Annotated in this window: 24 protein-coding genes, 1 rRNA gene and 2 other annotated features; all 25 genes read left to right on the forward strand. The window is 40.6% G+C overall.

Going from position 1 to position 21323, the window contains the following annotated elements; genetic code table 11:
* The first annotated feature begins 26 nt into the window (after positions 1-26).
* A 5S ribosomal RNA gene (gene rrf, locus J2Y67_RS24395) occupies positions 27-143 on the forward strand.
* 372 nt (positions 144-515) lie between these two features.
* The gene (locus J2Y67_RS24400; protein WP_310178201.1) at positions 516-977 is read left to right on the forward strand and encodes a CtsR family transcriptional regulator; all 462 of its coding nucleotides are present in this window, start codon (positions 516-518) and stop codon (positions 975-977) included.
* A 26-nt stretch (positions 978-1003) separates the two neighbouring features.
* Positions 1004-1552, forward strand: a complete 549-nt coding sequence (locus tag J2Y67_RS24405; protein ID WP_310178323.1) for a UvrB/UvrC motif-containing protein — start codon at positions 1004-1006, stop codon at positions 1550-1552.
* 1 nt (position 1553) lies between these two features.
* Complete coding sequence (locus J2Y67_RS24410) at positions 1554-2627, forward strand: protein arginine kinase (RefSeq protein WP_310178203.1); 1074 nt, start codon at positions 1554-1556, stop codon at positions 2625-2627.
* 13 nt (positions 2628-2640) lie between these two features.
* Complete coding sequence (gene clpC / locus J2Y67_RS24415; protein ID WP_310178205.1) at positions 2641-5082, forward strand: ATP-dependent protease ATP-binding subunit ClpC; 2442 nt, start codon at positions 2641-2643, stop codon at positions 5080-5082.
* A gap of 149 nt (positions 5083-5231) precedes the next feature.
* Positions 5232-6614: a DNA repair protein RadA gene (radA, locus tag J2Y67_RS24420; RefSeq protein WP_310178208.1), complete on the forward strand. Its 1383-nt coding sequence runs from the start codon at positions 5232-5234 to the stop codon at positions 6612-6614.
* Positions 6615-6617: 3 nt separating this feature from the next.
* Positions 6618-7691, forward strand: coding sequence for a DNA integrity scanning diadenylate cyclase DisA (gene disA / locus J2Y67_RS24425; RefSeq protein WP_310178210.1), 1074 nt, complete (start codon positions 6618-6620; stop codon positions 7689-7691).
* Between the two features lie 101 nt (positions 7692-7792).
* Entirely contained in the window at positions 7793-8881 is a 1089-nt protein-coding gene (locus J2Y67_RS24430) for a PIN/TRAM domain-containing protein (RefSeq protein ID WP_310178212.1), read from the forward strand.
* A 32-nt stretch (positions 8882-8913) separates the two neighbouring features.
* A complete protein-coding gene (ispD, locus tag J2Y67_RS24435; protein WP_310178213.1) occupies positions 8914-9603 on the forward strand; it encodes a 2-C-methyl-D-erythritol 4-phosphate cytidylyltransferase in 690 nt (229 codons plus the stop codon).
* Between the two features lie 2 nt (positions 9604-9605).
* Positions 9606-10088: a 2-C-methyl-D-erythritol 2,4-cyclodiphosphate synthase gene (gene ispF, locus J2Y67_RS24440; RefSeq protein ID WP_310178217.1), complete on the forward strand. Its 483-nt coding sequence runs from the start codon at positions 9606-9608 to the stop codon at positions 10086-10088.
* 63 nt (positions 10089-10151) lie between these two features.
* On the forward strand, positions 10152-11609 hold the full coding sequence (gene gltX, locus J2Y67_RS24445) for a glutamate--tRNA ligase (protein WP_310178221.1): 1458 nt from the start codon (positions 10152-10154) through the stop codon (positions 11607-11609).
* Between the two features lie 49 nt (positions 11610-11658).
* Positions 11659-11886, forward strand: a binding site (T-box leader).
* 231 nt (positions 11887-12117) lie between these two features.
* Entirely contained in the window at positions 12118-12786 is a 669-nt protein-coding gene (gene cysE / locus J2Y67_RS24450) for a serine O-acetyltransferase (protein ID WP_310178224.1), read from the forward strand.
* Positions 12767-14164 (forward strand): cysteine--tRNA ligase, encoded by a 1398-nt coding sequence (gene cysS / locus J2Y67_RS24455; protein ID WP_310178227.1) that lies wholly within the window; start codon positions 12767-12769, stop codon positions 14162-14164. The genes cysE and cysS overlap by 20 nt, the downstream gene beginning before the upstream one ends.
* A gap of 3 nt (positions 14165-14167) precedes the next feature.
* Positions 14168-14593: a Mini-ribonuclease 3 gene (locus tag J2Y67_RS24460; RefSeq protein WP_310178230.1), complete on the forward strand. Its 426-nt coding sequence runs from the start codon at positions 14168-14170 to the stop codon at positions 14591-14593.
* A complete protein-coding gene (gene rlmB, locus J2Y67_RS24465; RefSeq protein WP_310178233.1) occupies positions 14590-15333 on the forward strand; it encodes a 23S rRNA (guanosine(2251)-2'-O)-methyltransferase RlmB in 744 nt (247 codons plus the stop codon). The genes J2Y67_RS24460 and rlmB overlap by 4 nt, the downstream gene beginning before the upstream one ends.
* A 2-nt stretch (positions 15334-15335) precedes the next feature.
* Positions 15336-15845: an NYN domain-containing protein gene (locus J2Y67_RS24470; RefSeq protein ID WP_310178236.1), complete on the forward strand. Its 510-nt coding sequence runs from the start codon at positions 15336-15338 to the stop codon at positions 15843-15845.
* A 113-nt stretch (positions 15846-15958) separates the two neighbouring features.
* Positions 15959-16564 (forward strand): RNA polymerase sporulation sigma factor SigH, encoded by a 606-nt coding sequence (sigH, locus tag J2Y67_RS24475; RefSeq protein ID WP_396954138.1) that lies wholly within the window; start codon positions 15959-15961, stop codon positions 16562-16564.
* 121 nt (positions 16565-16685) lie between these two features.
* On the forward strand, positions 16686-16832 hold the full coding sequence (gene rpmG, locus J2Y67_RS24480; protein ID WP_310178241.1) for a 50S ribosomal protein L33: 147 nt from the start codon (positions 16686-16688) through the stop codon (positions 16830-16832).
* A 45-nt stretch (positions 16833-16877) separates the two neighbouring features.
* Positions 16878-17060, forward strand: coding sequence for a preprotein translocase subunit SecE (gene secE, locus J2Y67_RS24485; RefSeq protein WP_310178244.1), 183 nt, complete (start codon positions 16878-16880; stop codon positions 17058-17060).
* Positions 17061-17333: 273 nt separating this feature from the next.
* Positions 17334-17867, forward strand: a complete 534-nt coding sequence (nusG, locus tag J2Y67_RS24490) for a transcription termination/antitermination protein NusG (protein WP_310178246.1) — start codon at positions 17334-17336, stop codon at positions 17865-17867.
* A gap of 193 nt (positions 17868-18060) precedes the next feature.
* A complete protein-coding gene (gene rplK / locus J2Y67_RS24495) occupies positions 18061-18486 on the forward strand; it encodes a 50S ribosomal protein L11 (RefSeq protein WP_026565509.1) in 426 nt (141 codons plus the stop codon).
* A 113-nt stretch (positions 18487-18599) separates the two neighbouring features.
* Positions 18600-19298: a 50S ribosomal protein L1 gene (gene rplA / locus J2Y67_RS24500; RefSeq protein WP_310178249.1), complete on the forward strand. Its 699-nt coding sequence runs from the start codon at positions 18600-18602 to the stop codon at positions 19296-19298.
* A 49-nt stretch (positions 19299-19347) separates the two neighbouring features.
* Positions 19348-19490 (forward strand) — a sequence feature (ribosomal protein L10 leader region).
* Positions 19491-19522: 32 nt separating this feature from the next.
* On the forward strand, positions 19523-20023 hold the full coding sequence (gene rplJ / locus J2Y67_RS24505; protein WP_310178252.1) for a 50S ribosomal protein L10: 501 nt from the start codon (positions 19523-19525) through the stop codon (positions 20021-20023).
* Between the two features lie 55 nt (positions 20024-20078).
* Positions 20079-20441: a 50S ribosomal protein L7/L12 gene (gene rplL / locus J2Y67_RS24510; protein ID WP_310178255.1), complete on the forward strand. Its 363-nt coding sequence runs from the start codon at positions 20079-20081 to the stop codon at positions 20439-20441.
* Between the two features lie 99 nt (positions 20442-20540).
* Complete coding sequence (locus J2Y67_RS24515) at positions 20541-21140, forward strand: class I SAM-dependent methyltransferase (RefSeq protein ID WP_310178256.1); 600 nt, start codon at positions 20541-20543, stop codon at positions 21138-21140.
* Positions 21141-21323: the final 183 nt, after the last annotated feature.

Below are 21323 nucleotides of genomic sequence, written 5' to 3' on the forward strand. Positions count from 1 at the left end.
GAGGGAATGATACCTCAAATAAATAGTCTGGCAATAATGGCGAGAAGGTCACACCCGTTCCCATACCGAACACGGAAGTTAAGCTTCTCAGCGCCGATGGTAGTTGGGGGCTGTCCCCCTGTGAGAGTAGGACGTTGCCAGGCAAAATGAAGAACAACCTGATATGGGTTGTTCTTTTTTATGTTTTAAGGATTTAATTACTATCTTTGAGGGGGATGGGAGGGTGAACTGAATCCTAGTCAAAAACTCGCCCCAACCCCCCTATACCTAACTGCATACAAATATTCCCAAACATTTTACCCACCCCCACGTTTCACAATGACGAGATTTGGAGAAAATCATTAGTATCTGATTGTTGAAACTTCAAACGCTTTTCAGTATAATTAATGTCAAATATAGTCAAAGTCAGAAACACAAGCTAAACAATAATTTATAAATCAAGAAAAAGGAGGTGAATCCTGGCTGCGGCATAGATATTGAAATAAAATCAAATAAGCCTGGAGCCAGTTAGGAAGATGAGAAACATCTCCGACATTATTGAAAATTATTTAAAAGCAGTGTTAGAAAAAAGCGAACAGGACCTCGTTGAAATTAAACGAAGTGAGATTGCAGATAAATTTCAATGTGTGCCATCACAAATTAATTACGTAATCAATACCCGTTTTACCATTGAAAGAGGATATATTGTGGAAAGTAAACGTGGCGGTGGTGGGTATATACGAATTATGAAGGTACAATCACATGAATTTGCCGATTTAATCCATCACTTAATTTCACTTATAGAGGACCGAATCAGTCAGACAAGTGCTGAAGATGTCATTCTCAGGCTTGTACATGAAGAAATTATTACAAAACGGGAAGCAAAAATTATGTTAAGTGTTATTGACCGTTCCGTTTTATATATTGAACTTCCGTACCGTGACGAATTACGGGCAAGAATGTTAAAGGCAATGTTAACTTCCTTAAAATATAAATAATGATGTCAGCTGGAGGGGTGATGAGTATGATATGCCAGGAATGTAATCAAAGGCCTGCAGCACTCCATTTTACAAAAATTGTTAATGGCGAAAAAACAGAGGTTCATCTTTGTGAGAAGTGTGCACAGGAAAAAGGAAATATGTTTATGTTAAATGGAGGCTCGAGTTTTGCCTTCAATAATTTATTGGCCGGACTGCTGAATATTGATCCTTCCTTTCAAAAGCAGGAAAAGAGTCCTTTTCATCAGGAGGAAATTCTTCAATGCAGCCATTGCTCGATGACGTTTCCTCAGTTCTTAAAAATTGGGCGCTTTGGTTGTGCACATTGTTATGAAACCTTTAAGGACCAGCTAAAACCTGTTTTAAAACGGCTCCACAGCGGAAACTGGTCCCATAGCGGAAAGATACCAAAAAGAATCGGTGGCGGCATTCATCTTCGAAAGCAAATTGACGAATTAAAAAATGATTTAAGGGATTTAATTACCCATGAAGAGTTTGAACAGGCAGCTGAAGTACGGGATGAGATTCGTACGCTTGAAAAACAGTTAATGGAGAGTCAAGGGGGAGGGGAATAACATGCCGCTTGAACGATTTATTAATCAAGCCCTTAGTTCGTGGATGAGGCAGGATGGACCTGATTCAGATATTGTCCTTAGTTCACGAATTCGCTTAGCCCGAAACTTTGAAGATTATAAATTTCCAACATTATTTTCGCATGAAGAAGCGAAAGAGATTATTGCCAATATGGAGGAAGTTTTAAATAAGGAAATTATCACGAAGTTTGGGCAAATGGAATTAATAAAGGTCAATGACCTCCAGCCTCTTCAAAAATTAGTTTTAGTTGAAAAACATTTAATCAGTCCTCTTCTTGCAGAAGATTCACCATATGGAGCTGTTCTTTTAACCGAAAATGAAGAAGTTAGTATTATGGTTAATGAAGAGGATCATATCCGTATTCAATGTTTGTTTCCCGGTTTGCAGCTAAAAGAAGCACTTGAAGCTGCAAATGAAATTGATGACTGGCTTGAAAGCCGTATTCAATATGCATTTGATGAAAAACACGGCTATTTAACTAGCTGTCCTACAAATGTTGGAACCGGTCTTCGTGCCTCCGTCATGATGCATTTACCGGGGTTAATCTTAACGCAGCAAATGAATCGGATTATCCCGGCCATTAATCAATTAGGACTTGTAGTCAGAGGGATTTATGGAGAGGGCAGTGAAGCATTAGGAAATATTTTTCAAATATCCAATCAAATTACTCTTGGGAAATCAGAAGAAGATATCTGCCGTGATTTAAAGGGGGTTGTTAGTCAGTTAATTTCACAGGAAAGGTCTGCTCGTGAAGCATTACGCAAAACTTCAAACATACAATTAGAAGACAGGGTATTCAGATCCTTCGGAGTATTATCCAATAGCCGAATTATCGAATCGAAGGAAGCTGCTAAATGTTTATCTGACGTACAGCTTGGAATTGATATGGGATATATCACGAATATGCCTCAAAATATGTTAACTGAATTAATGATCTCAGCACAACCGGGATTCTTACAGCAGTATGCAGGCGGACCGTTGCGGCCGCATGAAAGAGATATAAGGCGTGCAGCTTTAATCAGGGAACGAATAAAAATGGAAACCGATAATAGGTGAGGAGGAAGAGAATATGATGTTCGGACGATTTACAGAAAGAGCTCAAAAGGTATTAGCGTTAGCGCAAGAGGAAGCCATCCGTCTTGGCCATAATAATATTGGTACAGAACATATTTTATTAGGGCTGGTTCGTGAAGGGGAAGGAATTGCCGCAAAAGCACTGTATGGACTAGGTTTAGGTTCTGATAAAATCCAAAAAGAAGTTGAAAACTTAATTGGAAAAGGGCAGGAAGTTCCGCAAACGATTCACTATACACCAAGAGCAAAAAAAGTAATTGAACTATCGATGGATGAAGCAAGAAAGCTTGGCCATTCATACGTCGGAACGGAACATATTCTCCTTGGTCTTATTCGTGAAGGGGAAGGAGTTGCAGCACGGGTTCTTAACAATCTAGGTGTAAGCTTGAATAAGGCGCGCCAACAGGTTCTGCAATTACTTGGCAGCAATGAGTCGGGCGGACATCAGGGCGGTGCTTCTGTCAGCGCCAATACCCCAACACTTGACAGCCTTGCGAGAGATTTAACAGCAATCGCAAGGGAAGGAAGCCTTGACCCTGTGATCGGCCGCAGTAAAGAAATCCAGCGTGTTATTGAGGTATTAAGCCGCCGGACAAAAAATAACCCTGTTTTAATCGGGGAACCTGGTGTCGGTAAAACCGCAATAGCAGAAGGGCTTGCACAGCAAATTGTAAATAATGAAGTTCCTGAGATTCTTCGTGATAAAAGAGTTATGACGTTAGACATGGGAACGGTTGTTGCGGGTACAAAATATCGCGGTGAATTTGAGGACCGTTTAAAAAAGGTAATGGATGAAATCCGTCAAGCAGGCAATATTATTCTGTTTATTGATGAATTACACACATTAATCGGAGCCGGCGGTGCTGAAGGTGCCATTGACGCCTCTAATATTCTAAAACCTTCCCTTGCACGAGGTGAGCTTCAGTGTATCGGCGCCACCACTCTTGATGAGTATCGTAAATATATTGAAAAGGATGCTGCGTTAGAGCGGCGTTTTCAGCCAATTCGCGTGGATGAACCAACTGCAGAAGAATCGGTTCAAATTTTACAAGGATTGCGTGACCGCTATGAGGCACATCATCGTGTATCGATTACAGATGAAGCGATTGAAGCAGCTGTTAAATTATCCGATCGCTATATTTCTGACCGGTTCCTGCCGGATAAAGCGATTGACTTGATCGATGAAGCCGGTTCGAAAGTACGCTTACGTTCTTATACGACTCCTCCAAATTTAAAGGAACTAGAAGTAAAGCTTGAGGATGTCCGGAAGGAAAAAGATGCTGCAGTACAAAGCCAGGAATTTGAAAAAGCAGCATCCTTAAGGGATACAGAGCAACGCCTGCGCGAACAGCTTGAGGAAACCAAGAAAACATGGAAAGAAAAACAAGGCAAAGAAAATAACGAGGTTACGGTTGAAGATATCGCGAATGTCGTTTCTAGCTGGACTGGAGTTCCGGTCTCAAGATTAGCTCAAACTGAAACAGAAAAGCTCCTTAATTTAGAGGAAATTCTACATTCTCGTGTCATTGGCCAAGAGGAAGCGGTTAAGGCGGTTTCGAAAGCGGTCCGCCGTGCACGGGCAGGATTAAAGGATCCCAAACGCCCAATCGGCTCATTTGTCTTCCTAGGACCTACCGGTGTCGGGAAAACAGAGCTGGCACGTGCACTTGCAGAAGCGATGTTTGGTGATGAAGAGTCAATGATTCGGATTGATATGTCTGAATACATGGAGAAACACTCCACTTCCCGTCTTGTCGGTTCCCCTCCGGGATATGTCGGCTATGAGGAAGGCGGTCAATTGACGGAAAAAGTAAGAAGAAAACCTTATTCGGTTATTTTGCTAGATGAAATTGAAAAGGCTCATCCGGATGTTTTCAATATCCTCTTGCAGGTTCTTGAGGATGGCCGCTTAACTGACTCAAAAGGAAGAACGGTTGATTTCCGTAATACCGTCTTGATTATGACATCCAACGTGGGGGCCGAGGCATTGAAACGCAATAAATATGTCGGCTTTAATATCCAGGATGGTGAGCAGGATTATAAAGACATGAAGGGGAAAGTGATGGAAGAATTGAAAAAGGCCTTCCGTCCAGAATTCTTAAACCGGATTGATGAAATCATTGTCTTCCATGCTTTAGAGCGGAAGCACCTTCAAGAAATTGTTACATTATTGTCTGAGCAGTTGACAAAACGCTTAAAAGAACAAAATATTGAGCTAGAGTTAACGGATGCTGCGAAGGATAAGATATGCCTAGAAGGATATGATCCGGAATATGGGGCAAGACCACTACGCCGCGCCATTCAGAAACATATTGAAGATCGCTTATCTGAGGAGCTGCTTAAAGGTACAGTATTAACAGGCCAGAGTGTTATAATTGATGTGAATAATGGTGAATTTATTGTAAGAACGGCGGAAAAAACAAGCCTGGCAAAATAAATTCATAAAGGGTACAATCGTAAAAACACAAGAAGAGGTACACGTGAATATCGTTGATCGTGTGCCTCTTTATTTTTACATATTTATCCAAGCGTTAGTTTGTTGTACAATAAAAATATGGATCATTTAAGGCAAAAGAGGTAAAAGTTATGGTAAAGCGAAAAACCAAATTTATGTGTCAGGAATGCGGATATGAATCCCCAAAATGGATGGGGAAATGCCCGGGATGCGGGCAGTGGAATAAGATGGTCGAAGAAGTAGAAGTAACGGGCGGAAATCGAAGAGGAGCATTTGCACATGCTGGGGGCGGTGCGGCGATCCCTTCGAAGCCCATGTCGATTACGTCAATTGAAACTAGCAGTGAGCCAAGAATTTTAACCAATTTGACCGAGCTTAACCGAGTGCTTGGCGGTGGAATTGTCCGGGGATCATTGGTCCTAATTGGCGGTGACCCGGGAATTGGTAAATCAACACTTCTTTTACAAGTATCTTCACAGCTTGCCCATAATGGAAATAAGGTTTTATACATATCCGGAGAAGAATCACTAAAGCAGACCAAACTTCGTGCTGAGCGCTTAGAGATATCCTCCGAAAATTTATTTGTGTATTCGGAAACCAGCCTGGAGGAAATTAACCGTACCATCGAAGCTGCGAATCCAGCCTTCGTCATCATTGATTCGATTCAGACAATCTACCATCCTGATGTTACTTCAGCCCCGGGAAGCGTTTCGCAGGTCCGGGAGTGTACGGCTGAATTAATGAGGATTGGAAAGACAAAGGGAATTGCTATTTTCATTGTCGGGCATGTAACCAAAGAGGGCTCGATTGCAGGTCCAAGATTATTAGAGCATATGGTTGATACTGTCTTATATTTCGAAGGAGAACGGCATCATACGTATCGGATTATACGTGCCGTGAAAAACCGCTTTGGCTCCACAAATGAAATGGGGATTTTTGAAATGAAAGAGGCTGGTCTCGAAGAAGTGGCGAACCCTTCGGAAATTTTTCTAGAGGAGCGTTCAAGAGGTGCAGCCGGATCGACAGTTGTTGCTTCGATGGAAGGGACACGACCGGTATTAGTTGAAATTCAAGCACTTATCTCCCCTACAAGCTTCGGGAACCCAAGAAGAATGGCTACAGGAATCGACCATAACCGAGTTCCGCTTTTAATGGCTGTTTTGGAAAAGCGTGTCGGCATGCTGCTCGCCAATCAAGATGCCTATTTAAAGGTAGCTGGCGGAGTAAAGCTGGATGAGCCGGCCATTGACCTGGCAATTGCAGTCAGCATTGCCTCAAGCTTTCGCGATCAGCCGACAAGGCCAACGGACTGTATTATTGGGGAAGTAGGGTTAACGGGTGAAGTTAGAAGGGTATCTAGAATTGAGCAGCGCGTTCAAGAGGCAGCAAAGCTTGGATTTGAGCGCGTGATTTTACCTGCTAATAATTTAAGCGGATGGACAGGACCAAAAGAAATCCAATTAATCGGGGTTTCATCTGTAAGTGAAGCCCTTAAAGCAGCACTGGGAGGGTAGGCGATGGAAATTAAAAGGCTTGGTGAGCAATCTGTAAGTGAAGTATTGCAATTTATTGCACCAGGAACACCCATTCGTGAAGGAATCGATAACGTACTTCGGGCCAACACCGGGGGACTGATAGTGGTTGGGTACAATGATAAGGTGAAAAGTCTTGTGGACGGCGGTTTTCAGGTGAACTGCACCTTTTCACCAAGCTTTTTATATGAGCTTGCTAAAATGGATGGAGCGATTATTCTCAATGAATTAGGCACAAAAATCCTCTTTGCCAATGCCCATCTTGCACCGGATCCGACTGTGCCCTCCTCAGAAACGGGGATGCGCCACCGTACTGCAGAACGGGTAGCCAAACAAACAAAAGCCCTCGTTATTGCGATTTCCCAAAGAAGAAATGTTATTACCCTCTATCAGGGGAACTTCCGCTATGCACTTAGGGATATCGGTGTGATTTTAACGAAGGCCAACCAAGCAGTGCAAACACTTGAAAAATATAAGGCTGTCTTACAAGAAAGTATTACGAACTTAAGTATTTTAGAATTTGAGGAGTCTGTCACCTATACCGATTTTTTACTAGTCCTTCATCGGTTTGAAATGGTGTTAAAAATAAAAAATGAATTACTGACTTATTTAAACGAACTCGGTACAGAAGGAAGGCTAATCCGTCTGCAAATCAATGAAATTTTGCCGGAGCTGGAAGAGGAAATGATGTTAATCCTTAAGGATTATGCGTTTGAGCGGGAAATGAAAGTGCAGGAGGTCCTCAGCCGATTGCAAGTCTTGGCCAATAATGAAACCATGGAAGATATGGTATTATTGAAAATGATGGGCTATCAAGGATATGTACATCTCGATGAAAATAAAAACCCAAGGGGATACCGGATTCTAAATAAAATTCCACGGCTGCCATCGGTGATTGTTGAAAATCTTGTTACACGTTTTGGCACTCTCCCTAAAATTATTACTGCTACTGTAGAAGAGCTCGATGATGTAGAGGGAATAGGAGAAGTACGTGCCAGAAAAATTAAAGAGGGCCTTAGATTGTTAAAAGAACGCTTGTACACAGAAAGACAACTTTAAAAGGAATATATTTCAAGATGGTTACAATTTGGAAAAATAATCATGAAACAAAGGTTTCAAATTGATGAATATGTTTATAATGAAATAGAGGAGGTGAAGGAATGTTAAAACGAATTGTTCAAGCTTGCTTCCTCATTACCGGAGGTACGCTTGGAATCTTATTAATCCCTGAATTACTTAAATTAATCAATATGAATGACATTCCGATTGTCAGTAACTCATATGTCACTGCTATTATAGGTGCAATTATTTTTTATCTTATTACCTTTTGGGCAGTTGATTATGTCCATGAATTTATTAAATGGACGGAGGACTCTTTAATTAAGATCCCGGTAACGGATGTTCTTTTTGGTAGTATTGGGTTAATTTTTGGATTATTAGTTGCCTTTTTAATCGGTTTTGCGCTTAATGCGGTGAAGGTGCCAATCTTGAATGCGGTTGCTCCTATTCTACTCACTTTATTATTCGGTTATCTCGGTTTTCAGGTTGGGTTTAAGAAAAGAGATGAGTTATTAAATCTCTTTACAAACCGGATAGGGAAGAAAAAGTCAGGTGAAGAGGATCAGGAAAAAGCAGCCATCCAGAAGTTGAAAATTCTCGATACAAGCGTCATTATTGATGGACGGGTTGCTGATATTTGCCAGACGGGATTTTTAGAAGGAACTATTGTCATTCCGCAATTTGTACTGGAGGAACTGCAGCATATTGCTGATTCATCCGATGTTTTAAAACGAAATCGCGGCCGGAGAGGTTTAGATATCTTGAATCGTATTCAAAAAGAGCTTGCGATAAAAGTTGAGATCTACGAGGGAGACTTTGAAGAAATTCAAGAGGTGGACAGTAAATTGGTCAAGCTTGCTAAACTGACAAACGGCATCCTTGTGACCAATGATTTTAATTTAAATAAAGTTTGTGAATTACAGAACGTAACCGTATTAAACATCAATGATTTAGCCAATGCCGTCAAACCAGTGGTTCTACCGGGCGAAGAATTGACCGTGCAGGTCATCAAGGATGGGAAAGAGTATCATCAGGGTGTTGCTTACCTTGATGACGGAACGATGATTGTTGTCGAAGAAGGTAGAGAGTATATCGGAAAAAGAATTGAGGTTCTCGTTACCAGTGTTCTGCAAACATCTGCAGGCAGAATGATTTTTGCGAAACCGAAATTATTGGAAAAAGCACTATGATAAGCGTAGAGAGATAGAATTGGGGTTTTATGATGGGCTACCAGGTTATTCTCCCGGCAGCGGGTCAGGGAAAAAGAATGGGTGCAGGAAAAAATAAGCTTTTAATTGAGCTGAACGGTATACCTGTGTTGATCCATACACTAAGAGTGTTCGAAAAGGATGAACAATGTGATGGCATGATTTTAGCGATTCATCCTCAGGATGAAGCTGATTTTAATGTCTTGCTGGAACAATATCAGATTAATAAAGTGAAAAGCCTGGTACCGGGTGGAAAAGAGCGTCAGCACAGCATCCATCATGCGTTGAAAACTGTAAAAGACGGTGGGATTATTCTTGTTCATGATGCAGCCCGTCCCTTTATCAGAAAAGAACATATTCACCGCCTGATCAAGGCAGCGGAAGAAACAGGTGCGGCGATTATTGGTGTACCGGCGAAAGATACGATGAAAACAGTACGCAATCAAAAGGTGCTGGGAACGGTCGAACGATCTAGCTTGTGGGCTGTACAAACCCCACAAGCTTTTCGCATGCCCATTTTGCTTGAAGCCTATGAAAAAGCAGAAAGTGAAAACTTTTTAGGGACAGATGACGCAAGCTTAGTAGAGCGAATCCCCCACCCCGTAACAATGGTGGAAGGAGATTATGACAATATTAAGCTGACAACACCGGAGGATTTATTTTTTGCCGAAGCAATATTGAAAAAAAGAAAAGGGAGTTTTTAAAGATGTTTCGAATTGGACAAGGCTTTGACGTTCACCAATTAACGGAAGGACGTCCGCTCATAATCGGCGGCATAAAAATCCCTTACGAAAAAGGGCTTTTGGGTCATTCTGATGCCGATGTATTATTACATACCGTCTCGGATGCCTGTCTTGGCGCAATTGGGGAAGGAGACATCGGCAGGCACTTTCCTGATACGGATCCAAATTTTAAGGATGCTGATTCTGCTAAGCTGATGGAGCATGTATGGAAACTTGTGAAAGAAAAGGGCTATGAGCTCGTGAATGCTGATTGCACCATCATTGCCCAAAAGCCGAAAATGGCTCCTTACATTGCGCAGATGAAAGGGAGAATTGCTGAATTACTGGAGGCTGCGCCTGACCAGATCAATGTAAAAGCTACCACAACAGAAAAACTTGGCTTTACCGGAAGAGAAGAAGGAATTGCCGCACAGGCCGTTGTGTTATTAAAGAAAATAAATGCTTAATCTTTATACTTCACAGTGGTAAAATATATCAAGTGAAAACAGAAGATTACGGGAGGCATTATCATGTCAAATGAAGTTCGTGTAAGGTATGCGCCAAGTCCAACCGGACATTTACATATTGGAAATGCTCGTACTGCGTTATTTAATTATTTGTTTGCACGCAATAAGGGCGGGAAATTTATTATCCGGATTGAGGATACCGATAAAAAGCGGAACATTGCCGGTGGAGAAGAAAGCCAATTAAAATATTTAAAATGGCTCGGAATGGATTGGGACGAAAGTGTCGATATCGGCGGCGAATATGGTCCATACCGTCAATCAGAACGAAATGATATCTACGAAACCTATTACAAGCAATTATTAGAAAGCGGTAAAGCTTATAAATGCTATTGCACGGAAGAAGAGTTAGAGGCTGAACGTGAAGCACAGATCGCTAGAGGAGAAAACCCTCTATATTCAGGAAAATGCCGTCATTTAACAGCGGAACAGCGCAGCCAGCTTGAAAGCGAAGGCCGTCAGCCAAGCATCCGTATTGCGGTTCCCCAAGGAAAAACCTATACATTTGATGATATGGTAAAAGGGGTTGTTTCCTTCGAATCCGAAGGGATAAGCGACTACGTAATTGTGAAAAAGGACGGAACTCCAACCTATAACTTTGCCGTTGCGGTAGATGATTATTTAATGGAAATTTCCCATGTTTTACGCGGAGATGACCATATTTCAAATACCCCGAAACAGCTCGTGGTTTATGAAGCATTAGGCTGGGAGCCGCCAATTTTCGGACATATGACGTTAATTGTCAATGAGAGCAGAAGAAAATTAAGTAAACGCGATGAATCGATTATTCAATTTATTGAGCAATATGAAGATTTAGGGTATCTGCCGGAGGCATTATTTAATTTTATTACTCTGCTAGGATGGTCACCGGCAGGAGAAGAGGAAATTTATTCGCAAGCAGAATTTATTGAACTGTTTGATGCGGACCGACTTTCCAAATCACCGGCATTATTTGATAAGCAAAAACTTGCTTGGATGAACAATCAGTACATGAAAAAGGTGGAAATTGACCGCGTTTATCAACTTGCTGTTCCACATTTAATCAAGGCAGGACGTTTGCCTGAAAAAATGACAGAAGACGAGCAGGAATGGGCTAAAAGTCTAGTTGCTCTTTTCCAGGAAAAAATGAGCTTTGGCGCAGAAATCGTCGAGCTAACCGAGTTATTTTTCAAGGACGCGGCAGAATATGAAGAAGATGCAAGAGAAATTCTTTCTGGTGAACAGGTTCCAGAAGTGTTAAAGGCATTCTCCCATGAACTGGACCAGCTCCCAAGCTTTGAAGCAGATGGAATCAAAGCGGCAATGAAGGCTGTTCAAAAATCAACAGGGCAAAAAGGTAAAAATCTTTTTATGCCGATTCGTGCGGCTGTAACGGGTCAAACACATGGACCAGATTTGCCGCAGGCCATTGAACTTTTAGGAAAAGAAAAAGTTCAAGCAAGAATTAATAAAATTATCAGTTAACAATTGAAATAAAAAAATAATATAGTAAAATTAAAGAAATTCCATATGCATTAAAGTGTAGAAGAGGATAAGTAAAAAAATGATGTTTTAAAGAGAGAACCATCACCGGCTGAAAGTGGTTCAGACCGCTCATTTTTTGAAATGCACCTCTGAGCCCCAGTTCGAAAGGGATTTATCCAGAGTAGATATGGGCGGAACCTTTCCGTTAACAGGAAGAGTGAGACCAAACGTAAGCTTCGGTCTAATCAGAGTGGAACCGCGCTAAAGCGTCTCTGTCGTACAGACAGAGGCGTTTTTTTATTAGATAAATTTGCTTTTTTACAAAGGCTCTTTTCGTAAACTTTGTTACTTTTGGAGCATAATAAGGTCCATTTACTAAGTTTGTAGGCAATTTTCGCAAATATTCATACGAAAAGATGCCACGAAGCATATAGTTATACGGGTCGATGAACTTATACGAAAAACAACAATCTATGCGAAAATAGCCTTTACAAAAGGGGGGAACAAATTGTTTAAAACATTTAAAGAGGACGTTGAGGTTGTTTTTGAACAGGATCCTGCGGCACGAAGCTATTTTGAGGTGGTGTTAACGTATTCCGGTTTACATGCTATTTGGGCACATCGAATTGCCCATGCCTTCTATAAGCGAAAATTTTATTTTATTGCGAGGGTGATTTCGCAGGCCAGCCGTTTTTTTACCGGAATTGAAATTCACCCGGGGGCAAAAATAGGCAGAAGATTTTTTATTGACCATGGCATGGGCGTCGTCATTGGGGAAACCTGTGAAATAGGGGATAATGTAACGGTTTTCCAAGGGGTAACACTTGGCGGAACAGGAAAAGAAAAAGGGAAACGTCATCCAACCATTAAGGATAATGCATTGATTGCCACAGGGGCAAAAGTACTCGGATCGATTACAATTGGGGAAAATTCAAAAATTGGTGCCGGCTCTGTTGTTTTAAAAGAGGTTCCGCCGAACTCCACGGTCGTGGGTGTTCCGGGCAGGGTAGTCATCCAAAATGGAAAACGAATTAATCGGGACCTAAATCACTGTGATTTGCCAGATCCAATTGCGGATCGGTTATCGGAAATGCAAAACGAGATTAATCGGTTACAGCACCATCTAGATGAGCTAGAAGATGAAAGGAGTAAAACTAATGACCATTCAGTTATATAATACATTAACAAGAAAAAAGGAAACGTTTGTACCGTTAGAAGAAGGAAAGGTAAAAATGTATGTCTGCGGTCCAACGGTCTATAATTATATTCATATAGGCAATGCACGACCGGCTATTGTATTTGATACCGTCCGCCGTTATTTAGAATACAGAGGCTTTGAGGTGAAATATGTTTCAAACTTTACCGATGTGGATGATAAGCTGATTCGAGCCGCTAATCAATTAGGGGAAGATGTTCCGACGATTGCCAATCGCTTCATCAATGCCTACTTTGAGGATGTTTCTGAATTGGGCTGCCAAAAAGCCGACGTCCATCCGCGTGTTATGGAAAATATGGATATCATTATCGACTTTATCCGTGAGTTAATTGAAAAAGACTATGCCTATGAGTCGGAGGGAGATGTCTACTTCCGTACAAGAAAGTTTGATGAATATGGAAAATTGTCACATCAATCGATTGATGAACTTCGGGTTGGGGCAAGAATTGAAGTCGGTGAAAAGAAGCAAGATGATCTTGACTTTGCACTTTGGAAAGCTGCAAAGGAAGGGGAAATCTTTTGGGAAAGTCCATGGGGAATTGGAAGACCGGGCTGGCATATTGAGTGCTCGGCAATGGCGAAAAAGTATCTGGGAGAAACCATTGATATCCATGCCGGAGGACAGGATTTAACCTTCCCGCATCATGAAAATGAAATTGCCCAATCAGAAGCACTTTCTGGAAAAACATTTGCAAATTACTGGATGCATAATGGCTATATTAATATTGATAATGAAAAAATGTCAAAATCACTTGGGAACTTTGTCCTGGTTCATGACATTATTAAAAAGCATAACCCGCAGGTACTACGATTCTTTATGCTGTCTGTTCACTACCGCAATCCAATCAATTATAGTGAAGAATTATTGGAAAGTACGAAGGCTGCATTTGAACGGTTAACTACCTCTTACCAAAATTTAAAGCATCGTAAAGAGGCAAGTACCGACTTAACGAATAATAATCAAGAATGGCTTGAAAAAATCGCTGAATTACGCGGGCAGTTTATTAAGGAAATGGATGATGATTTCAATACAGCCAATGCAATATCGGTTCTTTTCGAGCTATCAAAGTTGGCAAATTATTATTTGCTTGAAAAAAATACAGCCAAGATTGTGATCGACGAATTCATGAGCGAGTTTGAGCAATTGTTTCACGTTTTAGGTTTAACGATTGGAAAAGAAGAAATGTTGGACGAAGAAATTGATGCCTTACTTGAAAAACGAATTCAAGCCCGCAAGGATCGTAATTTCCAATTAGCAGACCAAATCCGGGATCAGCTAAAAGCGATGAATATTGTTTTAGAAGATACACCTCAGGGTACACGCTGGAAAAGAGGATAATTCATGCTTGATTATGAGAACCATGTGGATGCAAAACAATTAAATAGCTTGGCACTTGCTTATATGGGTGACGCAGTATTTGAAGTTTATGTAAGGCGTCACCTGCTGCAAAGCGGAAAAGTAAGGCCTAACCAGTTACATCGAACGGGAACGAAATATGTTTCGGCAAAAGCTCAATGCCAAATTCTGTTCCAGTTGATGGATGAACAGATTCTTACAGAGGAAGAAACATCTGTGATCATGCGGGGGCGAAACGCAAAGTCAGGAACGGTTCCCAAAAATACGGATGTCCAAACGTATCGTTACAGCACAGCATTTGAAGCATTAATGGGATATTTATATTTAACAGGGGAAATGAATCGGCTAGAGGAGCTTATTCAAAAGGCATTTTCTTATGTAGACGAAAAGGAAGGAGGAACAACAGGATGACCCAAGAATATATCATCGGAAAAAATCCAATCATTGAAGCACTTAAATCCAATCGAGAAATCAATAAAATTCTCATTGCAGAGGGTTCGCAGCGAGGGCAAATGCAGCAAATTACTCAGCTCGCAAAAGAAGGAAACGTACTCGTTCAATTTGTTCCAAAGAAAAAAATTGATCAAATTACCGATCAAAATCACCAAGGGGTCCTTGCATATATTGCGGCCTATCAATATGCAGAGATGGATGATTTATTTGCTGCTGCAGAAAAGAAAAACGAACCTCCTTTCTTTTTGCTATTAGACGAAATTGAAGACCCGCATAACCTTGGTTCTATCATGAGGACCGCTGATGCGGTTGGCGCACATGGCATTATTATTCCAAAACGAAGAGCTGTGGGACTAACGGCAACCGTCGCAAAAGCCTCGACGGGTGCGATTGAATATATCCCTGTAGTCCGTGTAACCAATATGGCCCGTACGATTGAAGAGTTAAAGGAACGAGGCGTATGGATTGCCGGTACGGACGCCAAAGGGAAACAGGATTACCGCCAATTTGATGGGACGCTTCCGCTCGGTCTCGTAATTGGCAGTGAGGGAAAAGGAATGGGCAGGCTTGTGCGCGATAAATGTGATTTTTTAATTCATTTGCCAATGGCTGGAAAGGTAACATCCTTGAATGCTTCCGTTGCAGCGTCATTGCTTATGTATGAGGTATACCGAAAAAGACATCCGCTTGAGGGATAGAAATGGATATCCTGCTTGTCGATGGCTATAACATTATCGGTGCCTGGCCGGATTTAAGGGAATTAAAAGAACGTGATCTACCTGCCGCACGCGATCGTTTGGTGGAAAAAATGGCAGAATACCAGGCCTATTCCGGATATCGTGTGATTGTGGTTTTTGATGCCCAGTATGTTCACGGAACCGAGAAAAAGCATAAAAATCATAAAGTCGAAGTGATTTTTACAAAGAAAAATGAAACGGCTGATGAGCGGATTGAGAAATTAGCGATCAGCCTCAATAATCGAAAAACGCAAATTCACGTAGCCACATCCGACTTTACAGAGCAATGGGCGATTTTTGGACAAGGAGCCCTAAGGAAATCTGCTCGGGAATTACTGATTGAAATGTCTTCAATTGAAAAAGGCATAGAAAAAAGGGTAAAGAAAATTCAAGAAAAAAGACCTGCTGCCAAAATCCAGATTAGCGATGAAATGGCAGAAATATTTGAAAAGTGGCGCAGGGGAGAAAAGTAAGAATTGACGCTCAAAAAAGCCATCATGTATACTTAGAGTATCTATGCTTGTTCGGTGGAGGGGATCTAGTGAGTACAGACTTCGGGTTAAAAATCAACGAACAATTTTTTTCAATGGAAGACGAGGAAATTGTGGATCTAGTGCACCAAGGTGAAAGCGCGGCATTGGATTATTTAATCCATAAGTATCGAAATTTTGTACGGGCAAAAGCAAGATCCTACTTTTTAATTGGGGCAGATAAGGAAGATATTGTCCAAGAGGGTATGATCGGGCTGTATAAGGCGATCCGTGATTTTCGGGAGGACAAGCTCACTTCATTTAAAGCGTTTGCAGAGCTATGTATTACCCGCCAAATTATTACGGCAATCAAAACAGCAACAAGGCAAAAGCATATTCCGTTAAATTCCTATGTATCATTGGACAAGCCCATTTATGATGAAGAATCAGACCGGACCTTAATGGATATTTTATCTGGGACAAAAGTGCTGGACCCTGAGGAACTAATCATTAATCAAGAAGAATTCGATCATATTGAAGTCAAAATGACCGAATTATTGAGTGATTTAGAAAGGAAGGTCCTGGCGCTCTACCTTGATGGACAATCTTATCAGGAGATTTCAGAGGAACTAAACCGCCATGTTAAATCAATTGATAATGCGCTGCAGCGCGTAAAGCGAAAGCTTGAAAGATACCTTGAAATCCGGGAGTTTTCCTTGTAATATTTTAAACTGGTATAATTATGGAATTTATGTGAATACGTTCCCACTTGTTATTGACATATAGTATGTGCCATGTTACATTTTTATGGATATAAGAGTAGGACAATTGAGGGTGTCAAAAATGAGCAAAAAGACCATTCTTGCCTGCGTTGATTGTGGTTCGAGAAATTATTCGACGATTGGCAAGCAGGAAAAATCCGAGAGATTAGAATTGAAAAAATTCTGCAAAACTTGTAATTCGCATACATTACACCGTGAAACAAAGTAATTTTAATATAGTTAGTACAGCAATCCCGATTTTGGAGGTTACAGAATGCAGCGCATAAAGAAATTCTTCAGTGATGTTGTCCGCGAAATGAGAAAGGTCAGCTGGCCGAAGCGCGGTGAATTAACAAAATATACAGTTACTGTTTTATCTACCGTTGTGTTTGTTGCTCTTTTCTTTGAAGTAATCGATTTAGGAATTTCAAAAATGATTCGTTTAATTCTTGAATAATAGATGTTATTTCATGGTATAATGGTGATTAATACAGGAATTTTTATGTAAAGCCCGTTTAACGGGTTTTTTATTTTGTACTATAAGAATTTATAAATTGCTTTGAGAAATGTCCAGCTCCAGCGCCTAGCCCCTCGAGGTCGCTTCGGTCCAGCCGATGAAGTCAAAAAAACGACTTCACCGTCTGGGCCCGCAAGCAGCTGTCGGGGCTGACCAAGGCGCTTGCGCTTTTCTTAAAAAAATACAGGGAGGGACGGACACTAGTCCTTTTAAATGGAAAAAAATTGGTATGTTGTGCATACTTACTCAGGTTATGAAAATAAAGTAAAAGCCAATCTGGAAAAACGCGTTGAATCAATGGGAATGGCAGATAAAATTTTTCGAGTAGTTGTGCCTGAGGAAGAAGAAACGGAAATCAAAAATGGTAAAAAGAAAGTCGTAAAACGGAAAGTTTTCCCTGGATATGTGTTAGTCGAAATTGTTATGACGGATGACTCCTGGTATGTGGTACGGAATACTCCTGGTGTTACTGGTTTCGTTGGCTCTGCTGGTTCAGGATCTAAGCCAACCCCACTTCTTCCGGAAGAAGTTACAGGATTACTGAAACGCATGGGAGTAGAAGAAAAACGTGTGGATGTGGACTTTGAAATTGGTGAAACAGTTCGTGTGAAAGAAGGCCCATTTGCTAACTTTACCGGGACTGTTGAAGAAATGGATAAGGATAAAGCTAAGCTTAAAGTACTAGTTAATATGTTTGGTCGGGATACCCCGGTAGAGTTAGATTTTACGCAAATTGATAAGCTTTAAAAAGAAAAATCGAGTCTCATTGTAAAAAAACTTGAAATCAATTAAAAAAAATGTTAATATTTCATAGGTCAGTATGTCTCGGATTTTGAGACAAGACTTTGTCAAGTTCTTTATCTTTATATAAAGACAGATGCCTTGAGTGGGAGGGTGAAAACCCTATTACCACATCACGGACTTTAAGGAGGTGTGTCTCGTGGCTAAAAAAGTAATTAAAGTTGTTAAATTGCAAATCCCTGCTGGTAAAGCAAATCCTGCACCACCAGTTGGTCCTGCACTAGGTCAAGCCGGTGTTAATATCATGGGATTCTGTAAGGAATTTAACGCTCGTACAGCTGATCAAGCTGGATTAATTATTCCTGTTGAAATTACGGTATTTGAAGACCGTTCATTTACATTTATTACGAAAACTCCTCCTGCTGCCGTTCTTTTAAAAGTAGCAGCTGGAATTCAGTCTGGTTCTGGTGAACCTAACCGTAATAAAGTAGCAACAGTTAAGCGTAACACAGTGCGCGAGATTGCGGAACAGAAAATGCCTGACCTTAACGCAGCTAGCGTTGAAGCAGCAATGCGCATGGTTGAAGGTACTGCACGCAGCATGGGAATCGTTATTGAAGATTAATCCATGTAAACTGTTGATGATGTAATGAGAGGGTTGCGAAGTTCTAAAATATTCGCAACCTTTTTCGTGGGAGTTACTAAACGCTAAAACCACAATTTAGGAGGAAAACCAAAATGGCTAAAAAAGGTAAAAAGTATCTAGAAGCTGCAAAGCTTGTAGATAGCACAAAAGCATATCCGGTTGCAGAAGCAATTGAACTTGCAAAGAAAACAAACTTTGCAAAATTTGATGCAACTCTTGAAGTTGCATTCCGCTTAGGCGTTGATCCTAAGAAAGCTGACCAACAGATCCGTGGTGCAGTTGTACTTCCAAACGGTACTGGTAAAACTCAACGCGTTTTAGTATTCGCGAAGGGTGAAAAAGTGAAAGAGGCAGAAGCAGCTGGTGCTGATTATGTTGGCGATTCAGAATACATCAACAAAATCCAACAAGGTTGGTTTGAATTTGATGTAATCGTTGCAACTCCAGACATGATGGGTGAAGTTGGTAAACTTGGTCGTGTATTAGGACCAAAAGGTTTAATGCCAAACCCTAAAACTGGTACTGTTACATTTGACGTAACAAGAGCAATCAATGAAATTAAAGCAGGTAAAGTTGAATACCGTGTTGATAAAGCTGGAAATATCCATGTGCCAATCGGTAAAGCATCTTTTGAAGATGAAAAGCTTGTTGAAAACTTCAAAACTATTTTCGATACAATGGTGAAAGTTAAGCCTGCTGCTGCAAAAGGTACTTACATGAAGAACGTAACTGTTACTTCAACAATGGGACCTGGTGTGAAAGTTGATCCTTCATCCGTTGCAGTAAAATAATTTTTGTTGACAAACGGTTATAGCTTTAATATAATATATTTTGTTGTTTAAAATAAAAACATTTGTACTGTAGACAGCAGGGGCTTAAAAGCTTAATGATCCTGCCGAGGTAATGCGATAAATTAGCTGAAACGCTTCAGCTTTATGCTGCCTCCATGTCTTCGTTTGATATGGAGGTTTTTATCTGCCTGGTATAAATGTAGATAACTACAGGAGGTGTAAAGATGAGCAGTGCAATCGAATCAAAGAAATTAATCGTTGATGAAATCGCTGATAAATTAAAAGCCAGCAAATCTACGATTGTTGTTGACTACCGTGGTCTTACTGTTGCTGAAGTAACTGAACTTCGTAAGCAACTTCGTGAAGCTGGTGTCGATTTCAAAGTTTACAAAAACTCAATGACTCGCCGTGCGGCTGATACTGTTGAGCTTTCAGGTTTAAACGAAGCTCTAACAGGTCCAAACGCAATTGCGTTCAGTAACGAAGATGTTGTAGCTCCTGCTAAAATCCTTAATGATTTTGCGAAAAAACATGAGGCTCTTGAAATTAAAGCAGGTGTAATCGAAGGAAGCATCGCTACAGTTGAAGAGGTTAAAGCTCTTGCAGAACTACCTTCACGCGAAGGCTTACTTTCTATGCTACTTTCTGTACTACAAGCTCCAATCCGCAATCTTGCTCTTGCTGCAAAAGCAGTTGCAGATCAAAAAGAAGAACAAGGCGCGTAAGTTAAACTAAAAGCGTGACTAATAAATGGAATGAAATTTAAGGAGGAAATTTAAAATGACTAAAGAACAAATCATTGAAGCAGTTAAATCTATGACTGTTTTAGAACTTAACGATCTAGTAAAAGCAATTGAAGAAGAATTCGGCGTAACTGCTGCTGCTCCTGTAGCAATGGTTGGCGGAGCTGGTGCTGCTGCTGTTGAAGAAAAAACTGAATTTGATGTAATCCTAGCTAGCGCTGGCGATCAAAAAATCAAAGTTATTAAAGTTGTTCGTGAAATCACTGGTCTTGGTCTTAAAGAAGCAAAAGACCTTGTTGATAACACTCCAAAGGCAGTTAAAGAAGGCGTATCTAAAGAAGATGCTGAAGCAATCAAAGCTAAGCTTGATGAAGTTGGAGCGAACGTTGAAGTTAAGTAATTTTTCTATAAAAAAGCTCGCTGTATAGCGGGCTTTTTTTGGCTTATTTTTAAAAATCCTCGTTTCTCTTCAATATCATTCTCCAGGGAGGAAATGTTTTTGTCTGAGCACTACTATTCTCGTACCCAAAAAGTTGAAAGTGATCCGAAATACTGGGATTATACATTAAGAAATCATCCATTTCGCTTTAAAACGGATAATGGTGTTTTTTCAAAGCGGGAAGTGGACTTTGGCTCACGTATATTAATTGAGGTGTTTGAAATGCCTGATGTCGAAGGCTCCACTCTAGATGTTGGCTGTGGCTATGGTCCGATTGGTCTCTCTTTGGCACTAACTTACCCTGAGCGAATGGTTCATATGGTTGATGTAAATCAGCGGGCAATTGAATTAGCAAAAGAAAATGCCGTGCTTAATGGTATTGAAAATGTTGAAATTTATGAAAGTGATCGGTTAACGGGAGTTAAGGCAAGTAATTTTGCTGCTGTTTTAACGAATCCGCCGATTCGGGCTGGAAAACAGGTTGTTCACGACATTTTTGAACAGAGCCATGGGCGCCTTGCACCTAGCGGTGAGCTCTGGGTAGTGATACAAAAGAAGCAAGGCGCACCGTCTGCGATTGAAAAATTAAAGGAATTATTTTCTGAAGTAGAGACGGTTGACAAATCAAAAGGTTATTTCGTCATAAAGGCTAAAAAATAGTTGACTCTAAAATGCCGCTATGATAGCATTATAAAATGCCATCATAATATTTTCCGAATTATTCCTGAAAACAGTTGAAATTACTGTATAAAAATGGATGAAGACGGAAATGATGACAAAATAATAGTCAAAATGTGAAAATGTGGTTTTTATGAAAAACCCTTTTTCTTTTTGTCTTATGAG

The sequence above is a fragment of the Neobacillus niacini genome (assembly GCF_031456445.1).
In the GTDB taxonomy this organism is placed as follows: Bacteria; Bacillota; Bacilli; order Bacillales; family Cytobacillaceae; genus Neobacillus; species Neobacillus niacini_I.

Bases quoted from the DNA above. Each gene is read 5' to 3' on its own strand.
- J2Y67_RS24470 (WP_310178236.1), top strand. From the start codon at position 15,336: ATGGATATCCTGCTTGTCGATGGCTATAACATTATCGGTGCCTGGCCG.
- disA (WP_310178210.1), top strand. From the start codon at position 6,618: ATGGAAATTAAAAGGCTTGGTGAGCAATCTGTAAGTGAAGTATTGCAA.
- J2Y67_RS24405 (WP_310178323.1), top strand. From the start codon at position 1,004: ATGATATGCCAGGAATGTAATCAAAGGCCTGCAGCACTCCATTTTACA.
- clpC (WP_310178205.1), top strand. From the start codon at position 2,641: ATGATGTTCGGACGATTTACAGAAAGAGCTCAAAAGGTATTAGCGTTA.
- rlmB (WP_310178233.1), top strand. From the start codon at position 14,590: ATGACCCAAGAATATATCATCGGAAAAAATCCAATCATTGAAGCACTT.
- ispD (WP_310178213.1), top strand. From the start codon at position 8,914: ATGGGCTACCAGGTTATTCTCCCGGCAGCGGGTCAGGGAAAAAGAATG.
- rplA (WP_310178249.1), top strand. From the start codon at position 18,600: ATGGCTAAAAAAGGTAAAAAGTATCTAGAAGCTGCAAAGCTTGTAGAT.
- secE (WP_310178244.1), top strand. From the start codon at position 16,878: ATGCAGCGCATAAAGAAATTCTTCAGTGATGTTGTCCGCGAAATGAGA.
- J2Y67_RS24460 (WP_310178230.1), top strand. From the start codon at position 14,168: ATGCTTGATTATGAGAACCATGTGGATGCAAAACAATTAAATAGCTTG.
- J2Y67_RS24410 (WP_310178203.1), top strand. From the start codon at position 1,554: ATGCCGCTTGAACGATTTATTAATCAAGCCCTTAGTTCGTGGATGAGG.
- J2Y67_RS24430 (WP_310178212.1), top strand. From the start codon at position 7,793: ATGTTAAAACGAATTGTTCAAGCTTGCTTCCTCATTACCGGAGGTACG.
- radA (WP_310178208.1), top strand. From the start codon at position 5,232: ATGGTAAAGCGAAAAACCAAATTTATGTGTCAGGAATGCGGATATGAA.
- J2Y67_RS24400 (WP_310178201.1), top strand. From the start codon at position 516: ATGAGAAACATCTCCGACATTATTGAAAATTATTTAAAAGCAGTGTTA.
- ispF (WP_310178217.1), top strand. From the start codon at position 9,606: ATGTTTCGAATTGGACAAGGCTTTGACGTTCACCAATTAACGGAAGGA.
- rplL (WP_310178255.1), top strand. From the start codon at position 20,079: ATGACTAAAGAACAAATCATTGAAGCAGTTAAATCTATGACTGTTTTA.
- rpmG (WP_310178241.1), top strand. From the start codon at position 16,686: ATGAGCAAAAAGACCATTCTTGCCTGCGTTGATTGTGGTTCGAGAAAT.
- rplJ (WP_310178252.1), top strand. From the start codon at position 19,523: ATGAGCAGTGCAATCGAATCAAAGAAATTAATCGTTGATGAAATCGCT.
- gltX (WP_310178221.1), top strand. From the start codon at position 10,152: ATGTCAAATGAAGTTCGTGTAAGGTATGCGCCAAGTCCAACCGGACAT.
- nusG (WP_310178246.1), top strand. From the start codon at position 17,334: ATGGAAAAAAATTGGTATGTTGTGCATACTTACTCAGGTTATGAAAAT.
- sigH (WP_396954138.1), top strand. From the start codon at position 15,959: ATGGAAGACGAGGAAATTGTGGATCTAGTGCACCAAGGTGAAAGCGCG.
- cysS (WP_310178227.1), top strand. From the start codon at position 12,767: ATGACCATTCAGTTATATAATACATTAACAAGAAAAAAGGAAACGTTT.